19 protein-coding genes are annotated in these 19,845 nt (G+C 66.7%); 11 read left to right on the forward strand and 8 right to left on the reverse strand.

The genetic code is table 11. The features are described 5' to 3' along the window. Positions 1-18 precede the first annotated feature (18 nt). The 3 genes from ACOQPI_RS05875 to ACOQPI_RS05885 are packed head-to-tail and all read left to right on the forward strand — an operon-like array spanning position 19 to position 2,764. A complete protein-coding gene (locus ACOQPI_RS05875) occupies positions 19-1,254 on the forward strand; it encodes a cytochrome P450 (protein ID WP_420618753.1) in 1,236 nt (411 codons plus the stop codon). Further along, positions 1,254-2,483, forward strand: coding sequence for an amidohydrolase family protein (locus ACOQPI_RS05880; RefSeq protein WP_420618754.1), 1,230 nt, complete (start codon positions 1,254-1,256; stop codon positions 2,481-2,483). The genes ACOQPI_RS05875 and ACOQPI_RS05880 overlap by 1 nt, the downstream gene beginning before the upstream one ends. An 8-nt stretch (positions 2,484-2,491) precedes the next feature. After that, positions 2,492-2,764 carry a hypothetical protein gene (locus tag ACOQPI_RS05885; protein ID WP_420618755.1) on the forward strand — a complete coding sequence of 91 codons (273 nt, stop codon included), beginning with the start codon at positions 2,492-2,494 and terminating at the stop codon, positions 2,762-2,764. 2 nt (positions 2,765-2,766) lie between these two features. On the opposite strand, the gene ACOQPI_RS05890 is transcribed toward ACOQPI_RS05885, so the two are convergent. The 5 genes from ACOQPI_RS05890 to ACOQPI_RS05910 form a co-directional block, all read right to left on the reverse strand. Further along, a complete protein-coding gene (locus ACOQPI_RS05890) occupies positions 2,767-3,714 on the reverse strand; it encodes a TIGR03564 family F420-dependent LLM class oxidoreductase (RefSeq protein ID WP_420618756.1) in 948 nt (315 codons plus the stop codon). Between the two features lie 80 nt (positions 3,715-3,794). Then, a complete protein-coding gene (locus ACOQPI_RS05895; protein WP_420618757.1) occupies positions 3,795-4,700 on the reverse strand; it encodes a transglycosylase family protein in 906 nt (301 codons plus the stop codon). A 13-nt stretch (positions 4,701-4,713) separates the two neighbouring features. Continuing rightward, entirely contained in the window at positions 4,714-5,571 is an 858-nt protein-coding gene (locus ACOQPI_RS05900) for a TauD/TfdA dioxygenase family protein (protein ID WP_420618758.1), read from the reverse strand. Then, positions 5,568-6,041: a cupin domain-containing protein gene (locus ACOQPI_RS05905; protein WP_420618759.1), complete on the reverse strand. Its 474-nt coding sequence runs from the start codon at positions 6,039-6,041 to the stop codon at positions 5,568-5,570. Before ACOQPI_RS05905 ends, ACOQPI_RS05900 begins: the two co-directional genes overlap by 4 nt. A 10-nt stretch (positions 6,042-6,051) precedes the next feature. Next, positions 6,052-8,403: a xanthine dehydrogenase family protein molybdopterin-binding subunit gene (locus tag ACOQPI_RS05910; protein WP_420618760.1), complete on the reverse strand. Its 2,352-nt coding sequence runs from the start codon at positions 8,401-8,403 to the stop codon at positions 6,052-6,054. A gap of 281 nt (positions 8,404-8,684) precedes the next feature. Between ACOQPI_RS05910 and ACOQPI_RS05915 the strand changes: the two genes are divergently transcribed. Next, positions 8,685-9,365 carry an MIP/aquaporin family protein gene (locus tag ACOQPI_RS05915; protein ID WP_420618761.1) on the forward strand — a complete coding sequence of 227 codons (681 nt, stop codon included), beginning with the start codon at positions 8,685-8,687 and terminating at the stop codon, positions 9,363-9,365. A 9-nt stretch (positions 9,366-9,374) separates the two neighbouring features. After that, positions 9,375-10,253 (forward strand): ROK family protein, encoded by an 879-nt coding sequence (locus tag ACOQPI_RS05920; RefSeq protein WP_420618762.1) that lies wholly within the window; start codon positions 9,375-9,377, stop codon positions 10,251-10,253. Positions 10,254-10,256: 3 nt separating this feature from the next. On the opposite strand, the gene ACOQPI_RS05925 is transcribed toward ACOQPI_RS05920, so the two are convergent. The 3 genes from ACOQPI_RS05925 to ACOQPI_RS05935 are packed head-to-tail and all read right to left on the reverse strand — an operon-like array spanning position 10,257 to position 13,603. Continuing rightward, positions 10,257-11,621 (reverse strand): phosphotransferase family protein, encoded by a 1,365-nt coding sequence (locus ACOQPI_RS05925; protein WP_420618763.1) that lies wholly within the window; start codon positions 11,619-11,621, stop codon positions 10,257-10,259. 6 nt (positions 11,622-11,627) lie between these two features. Continuing rightward, on the reverse strand, positions 11,628-12,794 hold the full coding sequence (locus ACOQPI_RS05930) for an acyl-CoA dehydrogenase family protein (protein WP_420618764.1): 1,167 nt from the start codon (positions 12,792-12,794) through the stop codon (positions 11,628-11,630). Positions 12,795-12,808: 14 nt separating this feature from the next. Then, a complete protein-coding gene (locus tag ACOQPI_RS05935; protein ID WP_420618765.1) occupies positions 12,809-13,603 on the reverse strand; it encodes an enoyl-CoA hydratase/isomerase family protein in 795 nt (264 codons plus the stop codon). A gap of 115 nt (positions 13,604-13,718) precedes the next feature. Between ACOQPI_RS05935 and ACOQPI_RS05940 the strand changes: the two genes are divergently transcribed. From ACOQPI_RS05940 to ACOQPI_RS05965, 6 genes are all read left to right on the forward strand, one after another. After that, positions 13,719-14,639, forward strand: a complete 921-nt coding sequence (locus ACOQPI_RS05940; RefSeq protein ID WP_420618766.1) for a Dyp-type peroxidase — start codon at positions 13,719-13,721, stop codon at positions 14,637-14,639. Between the two features lie 15 nt (positions 14,640-14,654). Further along, positions 14,655-15,029: an NYN domain-containing protein gene (locus tag ACOQPI_RS05945; RefSeq protein ID WP_420618767.1), complete on the forward strand. Its 375-nt coding sequence runs from the start codon at positions 14,655-14,657 to the stop codon at positions 15,027-15,029. 91 nt (positions 15,030-15,120) lie between these two features. Then, positions 15,121-15,984 (forward strand): FAD binding domain-containing protein, encoded by an 864-nt coding sequence (locus ACOQPI_RS05950; RefSeq protein ID WP_420618768.1) that lies wholly within the window; start codon positions 15,121-15,123, stop codon positions 15,982-15,984. 2 nt (positions 15,985-15,986) lie between these two features. After that, the gene (locus ACOQPI_RS05955) at positions 15,987-16,466 is read left to right on the forward strand and encodes a (2Fe-2S)-binding protein (RefSeq protein ID WP_420618769.1); all 480 of its coding nucleotides are present in this window, start codon (positions 15,987-15,989) and stop codon (positions 16,464-16,466) included. 9 nt (positions 16,467-16,475) lie between these two features. Further along, positions 16,476-18,827, forward strand: coding sequence for an aerobic carbon-monoxide dehydrogenase large subunit (locus tag ACOQPI_RS05960; protein WP_420618770.1), 2,352 nt, complete (start codon positions 16,476-16,478; stop codon positions 18,825-18,827). A gap of 17 nt (positions 18,828-18,844) precedes the next feature. Then, the gene (locus tag ACOQPI_RS05965; RefSeq protein WP_420618771.1) at positions 18,845-19,843 is read left to right on the forward strand and encodes an XdhC family protein; all 999 of its coding nucleotides are present in this window, start codon (positions 18,845-18,847) and stop codon (positions 19,841-19,843) included. Positions 19,844-19,845: the final 2 nt, after the last annotated feature.

Consider the following 19,845-nt stretch of genomic DNA (forward strand, 5'->3'; position numbering starts at 1 on the left):
CCACTACCATCGCCGCTTATGGCGATTGCTGAGGTGACCCAGCCCGTTGATCTATTGGACGGGTACATGTACGCCCAAGACCCCTTCTCGGTCTATGCCTGGCTGCGGGAAAACGACCCGGTGTACTGGGACGAGAAGAACGAGATCTGGGGCGTGTCCCGCCACGCCGACTTGTTGGCGGTGGAGAAGAACACCGACCTCTACAGCTCGGCCTCGGGCAGCCGCCCCAAGATCGAGATGTCCGACTCCATGATCAACATGGACGACCCCGACCACCAGCGTCAGCGGATGCTGGTGGCCCGGGAGTTCACCCCCCGAGCGGTTCGCCGGCAGGAGGACAAGATCCGGGCGGTGGTCACCGAGCTGATCGATCGGGTGGCGCCCCGGGGATGGTGCGAAGTGGTGTACGACCTGGCCGCCCCGCTGCCGGCCTACATGATCGGAGAGCGGTTGGGCTATCCCGCCGAAATGTGGCCCCGGGTCATGCACTGGTCGGAGGCCACCATGCAGGGCGGCGGCGGTCCGGGCTATCACACCATTCAGGGGGAACGGGCCATTGAGGAGTGGATCGGCGTCACCTACGAGCTGGTGCAGAAGCGCAAGGCCGATCCCCAAGACGACCTCATCTCCATGTGGTGCCACAAGGAGTTGGACGGCCAGCCGCTGAGCGACGACGACATCATGCACGAGGTTCTCCTGGTGCTGGACGGCGGGGCGGAGACCACCCGTACGGTCATCGGCACGACGTGTTTGGCGCTGATGGAGAGTCCCGACCAGCGCCAGATCCTCATCGACGAGCCCGAGGTGATCGGCGAGACCGCAGTGGAGGAGTTCATCCGCTACGTGTCGCCCATCTTGAACATGCGCCGCACGGTGACCGCCACCCACGAGCTGCACGGCAAGACCCTCAACGAGGGCGACCAGGTGCTTTTGATGTACGCCTCGGCCAACCGCGACCCCGAGGCGTTCGACAACCCCGATGCCCTGGACGTGCGCCGCGACGCCCGCAGCCACCTCTCGTTCGGATTCGGCACCCACTTCTGTCTGGGAGCGTCGTTGGCCCGGCTTCAGCTCAAGGTCATGTTCGAGGAGCTCACCCGGCGCCTGCCCGACATGAGGCTGGAGCCTTTCTATGCCCCCCATTACCGTCCCGGGGCGTTCACCCGGGGCCTGGAGGGGCTCAACGTGGAGTTCACCCGAAGCGAGCCCGAGGGCGACGGCGCGCTGGGCATGTTCCCCATCACGGTGCAGTAATGGGCGCGCCGACCGCCGAGTCGGGGATCGAGATTCCCCCCATCATCTCGGTGGACGACCACGTCATCGAGCCGCCCCACGTGTGGCAGTCTCGGCTGCCGTCCCGCTACGCCGACATCGGCCCCCGGGTGGTGACCGCCCCGTGCGAGATCTCCTACGTGGGGGGCGTGTTCTCGTGGACAGAGGGCACCGGCCGCCCCACCTCGTATTGGTACTACGAGGATCTCCACTATCCGATGGTCCGCACCCATTCGGCGGTGGCCTTTCCCCGCGACGAGCTTCAGATGGTGGGCATCACCTTCGAGGAGATGCAGCCCGGCGCCTGGCAGGTGGCGCCCCGGCTATCCGACATGGACATCGGCCATGTGGATGCCTCGCTGTGCTTCCCGTCGTTTCCCCGGTTCTGCGGCCAGGCCTTCGCCGAGGGCTCCGACATGGACCTGGCCCTGCTGTGTGTGCAGGCCTACAACGACTGGATGGTGGAGGAGTGGTGCGGTGAGAGCGGGGGGCGGCTGGTCCCGCTGTGCCTCATTCCGCTGTGGGACGTGGAGCTGGCCGCGGCCGAGGTCCGGCGCAACGCCGAGCGGGGAGTGCGGGCGGTGTGCTTCTCGGAGATCCCGCCCAACCTGGGCCTGCCGTCGATCCACTCCGGTTACTGGGACCCGTTCTTCGCCGCCTGCGACGAGACGGCCACCGTGGTGTGCATGCACATCGGGTCGTCCTCGAAGATGGTGTCCACCTCTGCCGATGCCCCCGGCGCGGTGGGCTCGGCGCTGGTCCACTCCAACGCCACCTATTCGCTGGTCGACTTTTTGATGTCGGGCGTGTTCGTGCGCTTCCCCGGCCTCAAAGTGGCCTATTCGGAGGGGCAGATGGGCTGGCTGCCCTACATCTTGGACCGGGTGGACGTGGTGTGGAAGGAGAACGCCGCCTGGGGCGGGGTGGCCGACAAGGTGCCCGAGCCGCCGTCCACCTACTACCGCGACCACGTGTTCGTGTGCTTCTTCGACGACAAGGTGGGGCTGGCCAACATCGACGCCATCGGCTTGGAGACCATCACCACCGAGACCGACTACCCCCACTCCGACTCCACCTGGCCGCACTCCAAAGAGCTGCTGGCCTCGCAGATGAGCCATCTCACCCAGCCCGAGGTGGACGCCATCTGCCGGGACAACGCCATCCGGATGCTGGGCCTCGACCTGCCCACCGCCGCGGAGCTGCGGGGCTGAGCGGCGAATTGCCGGCCACGGTAACTCCTGAGTTCGAAGAGCTGGCCGCCGAGTTGGGCCGGCGCATCGTCGAGGCTGGGCTGAGGGGGCTCGTGCTCCGTTTCGGCGACGAGACCCGAATCGTGGGGGTGGCCGACCGGATGCCCCCGGCAGCCACGCTCGAAGCGCCCCTCCACGAACTGCACAGCGTGCTCTCGGGCCACCGCAGCGCTGAGGAGCTTCGGGCCCTGCGCTGGATCGGCAACCCCGAGCCCTACATCGCCCTGCTTGCATCAACCTGAGCTCAGCCTGAGCCCGACAATTCTCCCAGCAGATTCTCGGTGCGGGCTCGGGAGTGGTCGTCGGTGTCGTAGATGAAGGCCACCAAGTCGGTGACGCCGGCATCGCGAATGCGCTCCAGTTGCGCGGTGACCGCGGTCTCGTCACCGGTGATGGCCAAGTCCTCCACGCCGGGCTGGCCCTCGCGGTCGAGCATGCCCCGATAGGAGGGGATGTCCTTGTAGTGGGCGAAGGTCCGGGCTGCGGCCTCATAGCCCGCGTTAGCATCGTCGACCACCGAGATGGGGAATCCGGCCGCCACCCTCGGCTGGGGACGCCCAGCCTCAGTAGCCGCCGCTCCGATGGTGGGCACCACATAGTCGGCCAGCGTGTTGGGACCGGTGGCCCACACGAAGGTGCCGCTGGCCAGGCGTCCGGCATGGCCCAGCATGATCGGACCCATGGCGGCCACGATGATCTCGGTTGGAGGGGCATGCGACAGGCCCCGCCACCGGGTGGTGTAGATCTCCCCCTCGTAGTTCATGCCTTCGCCTCGCAGCATGGGGCCGGCGATCTCCAGGTACTCCCTCATCTGACGGGCGGGGCGGGCGTAGGACAGGCCCATTAGGTTCTCCACCATCCCCTGGTGGCACAGGCCGATGCCCAAGGTGAAGCGTCCTCCGCAGGCGGCCTGGGCGGTGGCGGCCTGCTGGGCCAAGGCGAAGGGGTGGCGCATGGGGGTGGGGGTGACTCCGGTAGCGATCTCGATGCGGCTGGTGGCGGTGCCCACCACCGCGGAGGCGGTGACCGCGTCGATCTCGATGTTGGCGATCCACGCCGTGTCGAGGCCCAGCGCCTCGAACCGCTGAACATTCTCGGTGATCTCGTCCAATCCGGGCGGCCCGCTCATCCCCGGCACCGGCGGGTCGCCGGTACCTTCGGCGGCCATCGCCCCGATTCTCATGCCTTGCATCGCCGGTCTCCCTTCACAGTTTGAGCGGGACGATGGTACCCGGAGTAGTGGTTTCGGCCGCAGACTGGAAGGGCAGTTGGCTAGGACGACCGAAATGGAGCTCCGCAAACGGGCCAGGGCTGCCATCCCCGCTCCCCGTGGAGGGCGTAGGCCATGCGGTGCTGATCGGCGGGGGCGGCATCTCGGGGGTCTACCCCAACAAGGCGGGGGTAGTGTCGACCGGCCACCCCGTCCCAGGTGGGCTGGTGGAACTGAAAGGCGCCCAGGTATGGCCCCGCGGGGTTGTAGGCCCGGTAGTTGCCGCCCGATTCGCAATGGATGAGTTGGTCCCACTGCGCCCGAGTGGTGCCCGCGGGGACCGGGGGGAATGTGGATGGGTCCGGCGTCGCGGTGCTACCCGGCTCGGGGGCGGTGAATGGCGCGCTGCACACCGGCCACGGGGCCCAACCCCGCTCCTCGTAGAAGGCGTAGGCCATGCGGTCTTGGTCGGCGGGGGCGGCGTCGCTGGGGTTCACTCCCACCAGTCGGAGATAGTGCCGGCGGGCGAGGTCGTCCCAGCTCGATTGCCTGAACTGGTAGGCGCCGAAGTTGGCTCCGTTGGGGTTGGAGAACTGGTAGTTGCCGTTGGCATTGCACTGGCGGAGTTGCTCCCACTGCTCCTCAGTGGTGCCGGCGGGGATCGCGGGCGGATCTTCAGGGGTTGAGGTTGCCGTAGTAGTGGGGTCGGGCGTTGGTTGGGCCGGGCCGGGACAGCCATTGGGCACCAGCTGTGTGTCGATGTCGAACAGGCATCGGTAGCCGTTCAACAGCGATTCCTGGGCCGCGATCAGCGTATCTCTGTCGGCGACCAGCATTTCCAGCTCGGTGATTCTCGCATCCCGCTCATCGGGTACTTGCCCGCCCGCTGAAGAGCCAGCCATCCCAAAGACAAGCGCGATAGACACGGCCATCGCCCCATAACGGGACCAGCGTCGAAGTCTGGTCATGGTCTTCGTCTTTCTAAGCCACTTGGCGGGGGTCGGTGTGGCCGAGGATGTTGACGTGGCGGAGCTCGCGTACTTGGTCGGGCGGGAAGGCCTCGCGCTGGTGCATGGTCTGGGTGTTGAGCCAGAAGACGGACTCGCCGACGGTCCAGCGGTGCTCGTAGATGTAACGGTCTTGGGTGCAGTGGGCGAACAGCTCGGCTAACAGTGCAGTGCCCTCGTCAGCGTCGTGGCCCTCCACGTCAGCGGCGAAGTCGGGGCCGGTGTTGGGCCACACACTGCGGCGGCCGTTGCGGGGATTGGTCTGCACCAGGGAGATGCAGGTGCGGTCGGCTAGGAGCGCCTCGCCGTCGGTGGCTTTGAAGTAGCCACCGAAATCCAGGCCGTCGCGCAGGCGGTAGACCACGCCGATGTCGTCTATGCGGGCCTTGAATCCGTCGTCTAGGTCTCGGTAGGCGGCCACCAGGTTCAGCCACTTGGTGGTTCCACCCTCCGAAGGCAGCGTCACTGCGTCCAGATACAGGAACTCGATGAGCGGGGGGGTGAAGCTGAGATCGGAATGGTAGGTCACCACGTCGGTGCCCCCGGTGCCGACCACGCCATCGACGTCCACGTTGGACACCCGGTTGATGCCGGGGAATCCCGGCAGGCGGGATTTGTCGGCCAGGGTGGGTCGCAGAGGGCCAAATGACTCGCAGAAGTCGGTCACCTGGGCGGGAGTGGGAGGCTCGGCGTTGCGGAACAGCAGGAGGAGGTGTTCGTCCACCGCGGTCAGTAGTTCGGCGGCCGTTTCCGAGTCTGGAGGGACGGCGAAGTCGAAGTCGGCAACCTCCGCGCCGAGGGGGGCGTCCAGGGGAGTGATGGTCAGGCTCATCGGGGGCTGTCCATCAGCTTGGCCCGCTCGACTTGGGGGTAACCGTCCACCCAGGAGGAGGGGTCGTCCCAGCGGCCCAGCGGAGGGGGATGCTCATCGGGGTCGAGCTTGTCGTAGGGGCCGAGGCTGAAGAACAGGTACTCGCAGCCGTCGGGACCCGACCGCTCCGGGCCGTAGGCGAATCCGCCCCGCACCCAGCGCAGGTCGCCCTCCCGGTAGGGCTCCTCGCCGTCCACGATGAACTCGCCCTTGGTCACCAGATACACCGTGTCGGACAGGTGCCAGTGGGCCGCTGCGTTGCGACCCGCCCACGACTTCACGTGCATGACCCGGTTGCCCGACGCCGGATCCACCAGCCAGCGCACGAACGGCCCTGGCTCCCGCCCTGGCTCGTCGGGATCGGCGTAGTCCTCCCATTCGATTTCGGCAATGCGGATCGGCCGCCGCTCGCCAATGGGGTTGTCCTTCACGGCTCCCACGCTAGTGGTCGCCTGCGGCGGGCTCAGAAGTGGGAGCGATCAGCTCGAGGATGCGGCTGGGGGGTAGGTGCTGCTCGGTGATCTCGACGCCCCAGGGGGCGAGGGCGTCTTCGATGGCGTTGCACACCGCGGCGGGGGAACCGATGGCTCCGCCCTCGCCGACACCCCGCCAGGGGACGTCGCCCTGAGAGGGTCCCTCGATGTGCTCGATGTCGATATGGGGAATTTCGGCGGCGGTGGGCAGGAGGTAGTCCATGAACGACGACGTGGTGCACTGTCCGCTGTCGTCATAGACGATGCGCTCTAGCAGCACGCTGCCGATTCCCTGCGCCACCCCGCCCCGGATCTGGCCCTCCACCACTGCGGGGTTGATCATCTCCCCGCAGTCTTCCACCACCAGGTAGCGGGGCACGGTCACCAATCCGGTGCCTGGGTCGAGCTCTACCCAGCACACGTGGGTCGACTGAGTCCAGCCTCCTGCCGGGGTCTCGAAGTCAAACGATGCGTCGAAGCCGTCGCCCAGTGCGTCGTCCAGGGTGAACGGGGCCATGTACGACAGCCGGGCCACCTCGGCCACTGTCTTGGATCGGTCGGGCGACCCCCGCACGGCCACCACCCCGTCGACGATCTCCAGATCATCGGGGTTGGCCTCCAGCAGGGCAGCAACCACCGCCAGCAGCTTGTGGCGCACGATTCGGGCCGCGCCCTGGGCCGCTCCGGCGCCCAGCGTGGCCGCCCGGCTCCCGCCGGTGCCCACCATGTTGAACGGCACCTGATCGGTGTCGCCAACCACCACCCGCACGGCGTCGATGGGTACCCCCAGCTCGTCGGCCACCACCTGCGACAGGGTGGTCTCGTGGCTCTGGCCGTGGGGCTGCTGGCTAGTGAACGCGGTCACCGAGCCGTCGGGTTCTAGCTTCACCCGGGCCCGCTGCATCGATCGCTGCTCGTAGGTGAAGCCCAGTGCCTGGCCGTAGTTGGTGGGACCGGGACCGGGTTCCAAGTAGGTACACAGGCCGATGCCCAGATGCCGCCCCTCGGATCGGGCCTCGGCCTGGGCGGCCCGAAAGCCGTGGTAGTCGGCCAGCTCCACCGCCCGATCGAGGGTCTGGTTGATGGTCATGAAATCCAGGGTGGGGCCGGTGAGCATGGCGCCGGGAAACTGGTCGTCGCCCATGTAGTTGCGGCGGCGAACTTCGAGCGGATCAAGGTCGAGTCGACGGGCGATGAGGTCCATGAGGCGCTCCCGCACCCAGCACTCGATCTCCCACGGCCCCCGATAGGCCACGAAGGAGGCCTTGTTGGTGGCCACCACCGAACCCCGGAACTGATAGTGGCGCACCCGCAGGGTGCCGGGCAGCAGCACCTTGATGATATTGGCGAACAGCGACAGCGGCAGGTTCAGAAACGGGTAGGCCCCGTGGTCCATCACCAGATCGGCTCGCAGACCGACCACCAGCCCGTTCTCGTCGAACGCGGCCTCCACCCTCACCTGCTCCTCGCGGGCGTGGCCGCCGGCCACCAGGTTCTCGGCCCTGTCCTCCACCCACCGCACCGGCTGGCCCAGTAACCGGGCGGCGGCGCACACCACCACATCCTCCCGGGTGGGGTTGGACTTGAGGCCGAATGATCCGCCGATGCTGTCGCAAATGATGCGAATCCGGGAGGCGGGTATCCCGAGGATCGCCGCCAAATGCACTCGCAACGCGTGGGGGTTCTGGTGGGAGACCTCGTAGCGAAGGCTGCCGGTGGACGGATCGTATTCGGCCACTCCGCCCCGCGTCTCCAAGGGGACGCAGGTGTGGCGGTGCTGGGTGAGCGTCTCAGAGATCGCATGGGCGGCCGATGCGAAGGCCTCGTCGGGGTCGCCCCACACCTCCCCGCCCGACCACAGCACGTTGTCGGGCGCTTCATCCCACACGGCGGCGTGTTCGCGCGTCGCGGCGGCGCTGGTCACCGGGGGCAGCGGCTCGATGTCCACCTCCACCGCATCGGCGCCGTCTTCGGCCGCGGCCCGGGTGGTGGCAATCACCACTGCGACCGGATCGCCGGCGAAGCGAACCTTGGTGTCGGCCAAGGGGAGATGGGCAGGCACGATCAGCGGCCCGGTCATCCCCAACCCCATGGGGGAGCAGCATTGGGCGAGATCTTCGGCGGTGAGCACGGCCACCACTCCCTCGGTGGCCCTGGCATTGCCGGCCTCGACCTCGATCAGCCGACCGTGGGCCACCGGGCTGCGCACGAACGCCGCCTCCAAGAGGCCGGGCTGGTCGATGTCGTCCACAAAACGCCCGGCACCGGCCAAAAGACGCGGGTCCTCCCGTCGGGGAACGCTGGCGCCAGTGAACCGCATGGTGGCCGAGCGTACTTTTTCCTCAAGGCCGACCAGCAAAGTTCACTCGAAAGCCACTTTCCGGCAATTAGGGGTAGCTCGTGAGTTTCACCAGGCCACCTAGCTTTTTCGGCGGTGGTGCAAACCCCATCATCAAGACGCTGGTGCTAATTCCCTCCGGCACAGCGTCAAACTGAACCTTGGCGGGGTGCGTGTGAGACCCCTCCACATGCACTCTGCCGAGGTTCCCAGTTTCTCTATGCCAGTTCTGCCGACCATTCTGTAGTCATGAGGTACCAGGCGTGCTGACGCGAAAGCTGGTTGCCGAGGGCGTGGGCACGGCTCTGCTGCTCATTGGTGTGGTGGGGTCGGGCATCATGGCCGAGCGTCTGTCGCCCACCGACGTGGGGTTGCAGTTGTTCCAGAACGCGGCGGCCACCGCGGCGGTGCTGTTTGCCATCATCTTGATGTTCGGCCCGGTGTCGGGCGCCCACTTCAACCCGGCGGTGACCCTGGCCGACTGGGCGCTGGGAGATTTTCCTCGTCGCCACATCGCCCCCTACATCGCTGTCCAAGTGGCCGGAGCAGCGGTCGGGACGATACTGGCCAACCTCATGTTCGACCTGGATGCGGTGGACTGGTCGACCAAGGACCGCTCGGCCGGTCATCTGTGGCTGGGCGAAGTAATCGCCACCGCTGGGTTGGTGGCCCTGATCTTCGCGCTGGTGCGCACCGGGCGACTCCGGTATGTGGCTGGCGGGGTGGCGGCCTACATCGGCGGGGCCTACTACTTCACGTCGTCCACCAGCTTCGCCAACCCAGCCGTGACCGTGGGGCGCATGTTTTCTGACACCTTTGCGGGCATAGAGCCGTCGTCGGCGCCGATGTTCATCGTTATGCAGATCGTCGGGTTGGTGGCCGCGGTTTTACTGATCCGGTTCGTGTACCCCCAGGACAAACCAGCAGGGGAGCCCGTCTCCTAACCTCTGACCGTGGAAATAGTGCTCGACGGACCGGTGCTGGCCGTGGACATCGGCGGCACCAAGGTGGCCGTCGGCGTGGTTGACCCTGGCGGGCGAGTGCTGTGTCAGCGACGAGGGCCATCGCAGGCCGCCGACGAGGAGGCGTTGTTCGCCCTGGTTGTGGGGCTGGCCCGGGAAGTTCTCGAAGAACACGGCCAACCGGTGAGCGTCTGCGGCGTGGGCAGCGGCGGGCCGTCCCGGGACAACCATCGGCTGTTATCTCCGCTCAACATCGCCGTGTGGCGGGATTTCCCGTTGCGAGAACGCTTGTCAGGCGCGCTCGGCCTGCCGGTGGCGGTGGACAACGACGCCAAAGCCCTCGCGCTGGCCGAGGGCTGGGTGGGCGGGGCTGTCGGGGAGGACAACTACCTGGCCATGGTGGTGTCCACCGGCATTGGGGGCGGCATCGTGTTGAACGGGAAGCTGCTTGATGGCGCCGACGGAAACGCCGGCCATATCGGCCACATTTTCGTGGCCGAGGACGGTCGGGCCGACGCTGCCGGAGCGGTGGGGCTGTTGGAGGGCCAGGCCTCGGGAACCGCCATCGCCGATCTGCTGGAGGGGACCGCCCCCGCCGACGCGCCGACAGAGATGCGGCAGCGGGTAGGGACGCTGGTAGGGCGGGGCGTGGGCTCGGTGGCCAACCTGCTGGATCTGCGATTGGCCGTGGTCGGCGGATCGGTAGCGCTGGGCTATGGCGGTGACTTCTTCGACGCCGCTCAAGCCGAAATCGACAGGATCTGCCGTCTGGTCCATTCCCAAGGCACCCGCATCATCCCCAGCCCCCTCGGCGCCGACGGCGGCCTCATCGGCGCCGCGGCCGTCGCCGCCCGGGCTTCAGCGGGATAGGCCTCAGTCGCTGAACGTCTGAATGCGGAGGTGGCGGGCCATGGCTGAGCCGGCCGGGCCGAGGAGCATCTGAGCCCGCAGGTTGCGCTTGTGGAACAGCTTCACCAGGTCTTCGTTGTAGCGGTCGGTGTCGCCATTGGCCAGCACGAATTGCTCCAATTCGGCCTCTCCCTCCAGCCATGACGCTGGCCGATGCCCGAGCAGCTCGTGGAGGTCGTCCAGATCGGCTGCCGAGACGGCGTCGCCGATCTCGTCGATGCGGGCCGCGTGGCGGGCCATGCGGAACATGGTGCGCAGCTTGTAGCGCAAGTATTCGTCTTCGATCTGCACGGTGCGCAGGTTGCGCACCAGATGGTTGAGCACCACCTCGGCTCGTGACTCCCGGGGCTCGGGCATCTCCACTGTGGGCAGTTCCACATCGAGGATCTCAGCCAGGGCCTCGGTGGCGAACAGGTTGGTCTCGTAGCACCACTGGAGGTTGGTCATCAGATCGGAGTCGGGGGCCGGCTGGCGCAGCGCCGCGCTGAACGGGAGCTGATTGGAGAGGGTGAACATGAAGTGGTGGCGCTGGATGGCTTCCAAGTCCACCGGTTCGCCAGCCAATTGGCCGTAGCGGTCGTACAGCTTGGCGAAGTTGCCGAAGCCCAGCACCGTGTCGCGCTGGCGCCACGCAGCCAGATCCATCATCGGGTCGCCAATATGACCGATCTCTACATCAAGGACGGCCACCACCCGGCCGTCTTGATGGTGGAATTGCCCGGTGTCCCACACGATGGCCGACTCCCGGCCTCGGGAGAACGGGGGATTGCGCCGCAGCCAGCCCAGGCAGAACTCGAGGAACGGGTCGGGCAGCGTCTTCACGCTGCGGTACAGCGCCTCGTACCGCCGCAAACCGAGCAGGCCCGACTCCTCGGGTCGCTCTGCTCGCATGATTCCGGCTTCGACGAACGGCCCGATGTCCAGGGCGTGCATTCGGGCCAGGATGTGCAGGTAGTCGTCCACCACCGCGTCGCGCTCGGCGTTGGTGCAGTTCTCGAAATGGTTCTCTCCTGGCACCCGGTCCATCACGTAGGCCGTCGGGTCGTCGATCCAACCGTGTACTTGGGCCACGGGGATGCCGTGGTCGCCCAGCACCTTCTGAAGCCTCATCTCGTGGTCGAGCGGGAAGACCAGCGGCATGTCGGTGCGGTCGCCCCGCACACACAGCTTCAGACGCTCGCCGTCGCGCTCCATGTCGGCGAACCACACCGGCCGCCAGCGGGCCTGGCGCTCGATATGGGTGACCGTGCCCCCCAGATTTCCCTCTAGCCAGGCCACCACCTTCTCGGTGGCAGCATCAGTGTCTATGGGGTCTTTGGTGACGGTCATGGTGGGCTATTCCTTCACTAATTTGAGTCGGTTGGAGATGTTGTTGCGCTGGATGGCGGAGGAGCCGCCGATGATGGGCATCACCAGCACGTCGCGAACGTATCTCTCCATGTCGAAGTCCTCCACGTAGCCGTAGGCGCCCATCACCTGCTGCATCGACAACACGATGTCCTTGGCGGTGTCGCACACGAACAGCTTGGCCATAGAGGTCTCTAACGCCGCTGGCTTGTCCTCATCTAACAATCGGGCGGCGTGGTAGGTCATCAGCCGGGAGGCCAATAGCCGGGTGCGGCCTTCGGAGAGCATGTGGCGGATGGACTGGTGGCTGCTGATGGGCTTGCCGAACTGCACCCGCTCCTGGGCGTAGGCCCAGGCGTCCTCCACCGCTCCGGTGGCGATGCCCAGGGCCATGGCGGCCACTTCGATCTTCTCCACGTCCAGCCCTGGGCCGGCCAGCTTGGCCCACCCCTGGTTCCAGCCTTCGTCGCCGCCCACTATGTTGTCGGCGGGCACCTCCACATCGGTGAAGGTGACATCGGTGGTCATCGACCCCTTGAGCCCCATGGCGTGCTGGGGCTCGATGGTCACCCCCGGCTGCCGTGGAGGAATCAACACGAACGACAGGTTGTGGTAGCGATCGCCGGAGGGATTGGAGTTAACCAGGGCGTAGATGTAGTCGGTGTAGGTGGTGCCCGAGCAGAACCGCTTGGCCCCATTGATCCGCACCACATCGCCGTCTCGCACCGCGGTGGTGGTGACGCTGGCCAGATCGGAGCCCACATCGGGCTCGGTCAGCCCGTAGGAGAACAGCATCTCCCCCCGGGCCACCTTGGGCAGCCACGCCTGGCGCTGGACCTCGCTGGCTGTTTCAACCAGGTTCATGCCCGCGTAGCAGGCGCCGTAGATGTAGCCACTGCCCAGGGCGGTGCTGCGGCGGCACAGTTCCTCGATCACGATCATGGTGGCGGTGATGTCCCGGCCCGACCCGCCGTAGCGCTCGGGAATGGTGATTCCGAACAGTCCCAAATCGGCCAGCTTGTAGAGCACGCCTCGGTCGATCTCGTTGGTCCGGTCCCACTGCCGGGCCACCTCTCGGGGCACTTCCGTCTCAACGAAGCGCCGGACGGTCTCCCTTAGCAGTCCGTGGTGCTCGGCTTCGGTGGGGTAGTCCACAGCGTGTCTCCGAATTAGCGGCCGATGAACTTGGGGGGCTCTTTGGCCAGAAAGGCGTCGAGGGCGATCTTGAAGTCCTCGGTCATCATGGTGATGCCCTCGGTGGACGCCGCCCGGTCCACCACTGCATTGGCCACTTGGCGCAGCCCGGCGTTGATGGACGCCTTGGTGTACTTGATGGCAATGCGGGCGCCGTCCCGCATCCGCTCGGCCATGGCCTGCACCGTGTCGTCGAGTTCGTCGCCGGGCACGCATTCGGTGATGAGGCCGATCTCGGCCGCCTCCGGGCCTTTGATGAAGTCGCCGGTCAGCAGGTAGCGCCGGGCCCGGGCGTAGCCAACAAGCTGGGGCCACAACAGGGCACCCCCGTCGCCAGCCACCAGACCCACCGACACGTGGGGGTCGCCGAACACTGACCGCTCGGAGGCGTACACGAAATCGCAGTACAGGGCCAGTGAGCACCCCAGGCCCACCGCAGGGCCGTCCACCTTCGCCAAAATGGGCTTCTCCAGAGTGAGCGCCGACTCGGTGATGCGCCGGTCGGCCCGGATCACCCGCTCCACCTCAGAGACGTTTCCGGCCAGTTGGCGCAGCCAGGGAATATCGCCACCAGCGCAGAACGAACCGCCCGCTCCGGTAAGGATGGCCACGTCGGTGTCGGGGTCTTGGTCTAGATCAGTGAACACCCGGGTCAGGTCGTCGTGCAGCACCGCGTTTATGGCGTTGCGAGCCTCGGGCCGGTTGAGCACCACCGTGGTGATGCGATCGACGGTGGACACCTCCAATGCGCCATAGTCGTCGGGATTCATGGACTCCTCCTGCGGTTACCGGGATGGGTTCTGGATTTTTGCGCTTCAAGGTGAATCTGCCCGGCAATAGTGCCAGACTTCGTTCCAAGCCAACATTTTCAGGGAGGAGATGCGCATGGCGACCTGCCAGCCGGCAATTTTCAACGATATGGGCAAGTACCAGTGGTACGTGCACCTCAGTCGCGGCGATGGCGCCGACTTGGGGGCGATCAAGTCGGCTATTTCCGATTGCCGCAGTAATTGCGACGCCCAGGGGATCAACCTCGTTATCGGGCTCGGCCCCACCCTTTTGGCCGACCTGACCGACGACGTTCCCGGCGACTTCCAGCCGTATCACACGGTGGAGTCCATCGACGGCAGCGGCCGCGAGGCCAAGGGCACTCAAGAGGAACTGCTGCTGTGGATGACCCACGACGAGAAGGACATCGTGTGGAAGGCCCAGTGGGACGCCCGCATGGCCCTGATCGCCGGTGGGATGAGCGTGGCTCGTGAGACCCCCACCTTTATCTACGGCGAGAGCCTGGACATGACCGGTTTCATCGACGGCACCGGCAACCCGGAGGATGAGGACCAGCCGGCCGTGGCCATCATCGGTGACGGCGAGGCCGGTGCGGGCGGAAGCTTCATCATCGCCCAGCGCTGGGTCCACGACCTGGTGGCTTGGGAGCAACTTGATGTGCCCACCCAGGAGGTGAACTTCGGTCGGACCAAGGCCGACTCCACCCGCCTCGACGAGCAGGCCCCGCATTCGCACCTCTCCCACGTGGAGTTGCGCGACGGCGAGACTGCCGATGCGTCCAAGCCCAAGCGGGATGAGATCGCTCGCCGGTCCACTCCTTACGCCTTCCACGATGGCACCGTAGGCTTGTACTTCATGGCCTTCTGCAAGACCCAGGCCCCGTTCCGGGAGCGCATGGATGCGATGTACGGCCGCAACGGCCAGGTGCGCGACATGCTCACCGACTTCTCGAACCCCGCTTCGGGCAGCTACTACTTCGCTCCCTCCGTGGAGTGCCTCGACGCCAGCTTGGCGTAGAGGGGGTCAACCACAGTGATTGTGGTTGACGCCATGAATGTGATCGGGTGCCGTCCCGACGGTTGGTGGGCCGACCAGGACGGCGCGCTGATCCGCTTGGTCGAGGACATTGCCGATGCCGGAGTGCCGGCGCTGGTGGTGGCCGACGGCCGACCAGTGCCCAGCCTCCCCTCTGGGCATCACGGCCTTGTCGAGCTGGCCTACGCCTCCCGCCGCGGCCCCAACGCCGCCGACGACCGCATCGCCCAAGAAGTAGCCGACATGGATGATCCATCGGCGGCCACCGTCGTCACCTCCGACCGCGATCTCGCCCGTCGAGTCCGCCACCACGGCGCCGTAGTAGTAGGCGCCCGAGCATTTCGCGATCGGCTGGACCGCCGCTTGGGGTGAACCTGAGATGAACACCTTCACTTCCTCAGCGGGGCGTTTGGGCTAAGGGGTAGGGTGACGGGCACAACTGAAGTCCAGGGGAGGAGGGCCTATGTTCCCGTCTCGGTTCGACCTTGTCGTGGCCCAGACCGTCGCGGAGGCGGTGGAGGCCAAGGTGGACGCGGGGGAAGGGGGTCGGTTCCTTGCCGGGGGCCAGAGTCTCATCCCCATGATGAAGATGCGGGTGGCGTTCCCCGAGACGCTCATCGACATCAATCGCATCGCCGGGCTGGATGCCATTGAGCGGGTCAACGGCCATCTTCAGGTTGGGGCGCTGGTGCGTCACGCTGATGTGATGGCCTCGGATGCCACGTTTGGAGCTGTTGCCGCCGCTGCCCCCTGGGTGGCCGATCCCCTGGTGCGCAACTGGGGGACCATGTGCGGGTCGGTGGCCCACTGCGACCCAGAGGGCGACTGGAACTCGGTGCTGTTGGCTACCGGGGCCGATGTGATCGCCCAGGGGCCCGGCGGCGAGCGGCCGATCCCCATTGCCGACTTCGTGGATGGGGCATTCACCTCCACGCTGGGCGAAGACGAGCTGGTGGTTGGGATCCGCATCCCCGTTCCGTCGGGCCGCTCCGGTGGGGCTTATCTCAAGCTGGAGCGCAAGATCGGGGACTACGCCACCGTGGCGGTGGCCTCGCATCTGGAGCTGGATGACTCTGGGGCCATCGCCGCTGCAGGACTGGCCCTGACCTCGGTCAATCCCATCAACACCAAGGTGGCCGATGCGGAAGCTCTGTTGGTGGGGCAACAGCCCTCCGAGGAGCTGTTCGCCGAAGCCGCTGAGATGGCCGCGGCCGCCGCCGAGCCCCGAGACGACGTCCGGGGCACTGCCGCATGGAAGCGCCAGGTGGTCCGCACCTACACCAAGCGGGGGCTGGCCGCCGCCGCCCAGCAGGCCGAAGGGAGCTGACAATGGAAATCAACATCACCATCAACGGTTCCGAGCACGCCAGCGATGTGGAGCCTCGCACCCTGCTGGTGGACCACATCCGCCGCACCGTCGGGCTCACTGGCACCCACGTGGGCTGCGACACCACCAGTTGCGGGGCCTGCACCGTGCTGATGGACGGCAAGCCGGTCAAGGCCTGTACGGTGCTGGCCGCGCAGGCCGACGGCTCGGAGGTCACCACCGTGGAGGGCCTCAAAGGTGCCGACGGCCTGCACCCCGTCCAGCAGGCGTTCACCGACGACCACGGCCTCCAATGCGGGTTCTGCACGCCGGGCATGATGCTGGTGGGGGCCTCGCTCATCGCCGAGAATCCCGACCCGTCCGACGACGATGTGCGCTGGGCCATCTCGGGCAACCTGTGCCGGTGTACCGGCTACATCAACATCGTCAAGGCCATACGAACGGCAGCGGCCCGAGTGGCCGAATCGTCCAACGGAAGCTGAGGAGCAATCATGGCTGCACCAACAACTCCCGCTGAGATCGGCGGCATCGGCCACAGCGTCCAGCGCAAAGAGGACGCCCGGCTGATCGAGGGCCAGGGCAACTTCCTCGACGACATCGATCTGCCCAACACGCTCCACATGGCCATCCTGCGATCGCCGTTCGCCCACGCCCGGATCAACGGCATCGACTCCGAGGCGGCCACCGCCCTCGACGGCGTGGTGGCCGTGGTCACCGGCGATCTGATGGACCAGCACGGCCTAGCCTGGATGCCCACCCTGTCGGGCGACACCCAGGCGGTGCTGGCCACCGACAAGGTGCGCTACCAGGGCCAAGAGGTGGCCGCGGTCATCGCCACCGATCCCTACATCGCCACCGACGCCCTCGAGCTCATCGAGGTGGACTACGAGGAGCTGCCCCCCATCACCACGCCCCAGCAGTCCCTGGAGGAGGGCGCGGCGCTGATACGGGACGAGAAGGAGGGCCAGACCGACAACCTGGCCTACACCTGGGAGACCGGGGACAAGGGTGCCACCGAAGAGGCCTTCGCCCAAGCCGACCGGGTGGTCACCCTGGACACCCACTATCCCCGCTCGCACCCCGCCCCGCTGGAGACGTGCGGGATCGTGGCCGATGTCAACTCGGTGACCGGCCAGGCCACCATCTATATGACCTCGCAGGCCCCCCACGCCCACCGGACGCTGTTCGCCATGGTGGCCGGGCTGCCCGAGCAGAACATCCGCATCGTCAGCCCCGACATCGGCGGCGGCTTCGGCAACAAGGTGCCCATCTACCCCGGCTATGTGGTGGCCACCGCGGCCTCGCTGCTCATCGGCCAGCCGGTGAAGTGGGTGGAGAGCCGCACCGAGAACCTCATCTCCACCGGCTTCGCCCGCGACTACTACATGAAGGGCGAGCTGGCCGTCACCGACGAGGGCCGCATCCTGGGCCTGCGGGTGAACATGCTGTCGGACCAGGGGGCGTTCTACTCCGACGCCCAGCCCACCCAGTTCCGGGCGGGGCTGTTCCACGTGGTCACCGGCAGCTACGACTTCCCCGCCGCCCATATCGACTGCAAGGGGGCGTTCACCAACAAGGCCCCCGGCGGGGTGGCCTACCGGTGCTCGTTCCGCATCACCGAGGCCTCCTATCTCATCGAGCGCCTGGTGCAGAACGCGGCCTACGAGGTGGGCATCGACCCGGCCGAGATGCGGCTGCTCAACTTCATCCAGCCCGAGCAGTTCCCCTATGAGACGGCCACCGGCTTCGTCTACGACTCCGGCGACTATCCCACCGCGCTGCGCACCGCCCTCGACGAGGTGGGCTACGAGGACCTGCGCCGAGAGCAGGCCGAGGCTCGGGCCGAGGGACGGCTGATCGGCATCGGCATCGCCCACTTCACCGAGGCGGTGGGGGCGGGGCCATCGCGCACCTACGACATCGCCGGGTTGAAGATGATCGACTCGGCCGAGCTGCGGGTGCATCCCACCGGCAAGGCCATCTTGAAGCTGGGGGTTAAAACCCAGGGCCAGGGCCACGAGACCACATTCGCCCAGATCGTGGCCGAGGTGCTGGGCATTCCGGCTACCGACATCAAGGTGGAGCACGGCGACACCGACCACACCCCCTACGGGCTGGGCACCTACGCGTCGCGCTCTACGCCGGTGGGTGGCGCGGCCACTGCGGTGGTGGCCCGAAAGCTGGCCGACAAGTCCAAGAAGATCGCCGCCCACCTGTTGGAGGCGGCCGACGAGGACATCGAGCTGGCCTCGGGAGTGTTCTCGGTGGCCGGCAGCCCTGACCGGTCGGTCACCATTCAAGACGTGGCCCTGGCCGCCTACACCAACCTGCCCGAGGGCATGGAGTACGGCTTGGAAGACGTCACCTACTACGACCCGCCAAACCTCACCTACCCCTACGGCAGCTACATCGTGGTGGTGGAAGTAGACCCGGACACCGGGGTGTGGCAGGTGCAGCGCATGGTGGCGCTGGACGATTGCGGGGTGCGGATCAACCCGATGATCGTGGAGGGCCAGATCTGCGGCGGGCTCACCGAGGGCTTCGCCATGTCGGCCATGCAGTGGATCACCTTCGACGAAGATGGCAACTGCATCGGGGCCAACTTCATGGACTACCTGGTGCCCACCGCCTGGGAGACCCCCCGCTTCGAGTTGCTGGCCACCGAGGTCCCTTCGCCCCACCATCCCATCGGGGCCAAGGGCGTCGGCGAGTCGGCCACTGTGGGGTCGCCTGCCGCGTTCGTGAACGCGGTGATCGACGCATTGGCCCACCTGGGCGTCCGCAATATCGACATGCCGGTGCTCCCCGACCGGGTGTGGGCCGCCATCGAAGAAGCCAGCTAGCCAAGGGTGCTCGTGTTGTGAACGTCGATGTCATGGCTCGGGCCGTGGAGTTGCGCCAGCAGCGTCAGCCGTTTGTTATGGCTTCGGTGATCTGGCGGCGAGCGCCGTCGTCGGGCCAGCAGGGATCGCAAGCGGTGATCCTGTCCGACGGTTCGGTGCGGGGGTGGCTGGGCGGGGCCTGTGCCGAGCCCACCGTGATCGTGGAGGCGCTGGCCTGCTTGGACCACGGCCAGCCCCGGCTGCTGTGTCTGGGCCCCTCCGACGGTCGGGACCGCAACCGAAGTGCCGAAACTGGTTCGACCGACGAGCACAGCGACGGGCTGCGCTCGATTGCCATGGCGTGTGAGTCGGAGGGAGCAATGGAGATCTATCTGGAGCCGAGTCTGCCTGTCCCCCAAGTGGTGGTGATCGGCCGCTCCCCGGCGGTGGACGCAATCGCCGCGGTGACTGCGGCCATCGGCTGGGATGCGGTGATTATCGATGACGGGGGTCAGCCCGACGACCATGAGTGTCCCGACCTGGTGCGCACCAGCTTGGATCTGAGCGGCCTGACCGTCGACCAGGCCACCGCAGTGGTGGTGGCCACCCAGGGGCACTACGACGACATCGCGCTGATGGCAGCGCTGGCCACCGACGCCGGCTACATCGGCCTGGTGGCATCGGCCAAGCGGGCCGAGGCCATGAACGACTACCTCCGCACCCAAGGGTTCGGCGACGACGATCTGGCCCGCATCTGCGCCCCGGCCGGGTTGAACCTGGGCCGCATTCCCAACCGGGAGATCGCGGCCGCGGTCATAGCCGATCTGGTGGCTCGCCGGGCGGAGGGCCAGCTCTCAATCGACGCCGAGTCAGAATCTCAAGATCGGCCGGTCGAAGCTACCGACCCAGTGTGCGGCATGACCGTGCTGGTGGCCGACGCCCGCTACCGCTCTGTCCACGACAGCCGCGACTACTACTTCTGTGCTCCCGGTTGCCAACAGCGCTTCGAGGCCCAGCCTGCCGAGTTTGTCTCCTAGAC

This window comes from Candidatus Poriferisocius sp. (assembly GCF_965219815.1).
Taxonomy (GTDB): Bacteria; Actinomycetota; Acidimicrobiia; order Acidimicrobiales; family Bin134; genus Poriferisocius.

Coding starts and splice junctions, on each gene's coding strand:
- ACOQPI_RS05875 (WP_420618753.1), top strand. CDS start 19: ATGGCGATTGCTGAGGTGACCCAGCCCGTTGATCTATTGGACGGGTAC.
- ACOQPI_RS05880 (WP_420618754.1), top strand. CDS start 1,254: ATGGGCGCGCCGACCGCCGAGTCGGGGATCGAGATTCCCCCCATCATC.
- ACOQPI_RS05890 (WP_420618756.1), bottom strand. CDS start 3,714: ATGCAAGGCATGAGAATCGGGGCGATGGCCGCCGAAGGTACCGGCGAC.
- ACOQPI_RS05895 (WP_420618757.1), bottom strand. CDS start 4,700: ATGACCAGACTTCGACGCTGGTCCCGTTATGGGGCGATGGCCGTGTCT.
- ACOQPI_RS05900 (WP_420618758.1), bottom strand. CDS start 5,571: ATGAGCCTGACCATCACTCCCCTGGACGCCCCCCTCGGCGCGGAGGTT.
- ACOQPI_RS05910 (WP_420618760.1), bottom strand. CDS start 8,403: ATGCGGTTCACTGGCGCCAGCGTTCCCCGACGGGAGGACCCGCGTCTT.
- ACOQPI_RS05925 (WP_420618763.1), bottom strand. CDS start 11,621: ATGACCGTCACCAAAGACCCCATAGACACTGATGCTGCCACCGAGAAG.
- ACOQPI_RS05935 (WP_420618765.1), bottom strand. CDS start 13,603: ATGAATCCCGACGACTATGGCGCATTGGAGGTGTCCACCGTCGATCGC.
- ACOQPI_RS05940 (WP_420618766.1), top strand. CDS start 13,719: ATGGCGACCTGCCAGCCGGCAATTTTCAACGATATGGGCAAGTACCAG.
- ACOQPI_RS05950 (WP_420618768.1), top strand. CDS start 15,121: ATGTTCCCGTCTCGGTTCGACCTTGTCGTGGCCCAGACCGTCGCGGAG.
- ACOQPI_RS05955 (WP_420618769.1), top strand. CDS start 15,987: ATGGAAATCAACATCACCATCAACGGTTCCGAGCACGCCAGCGATGTG.
- ACOQPI_RS05960 (WP_420618770.1), top strand. CDS start 16,476: ATGGCTGCACCAACAACTCCCGCTGAGATCGGCGGCATCGGCCACAGC.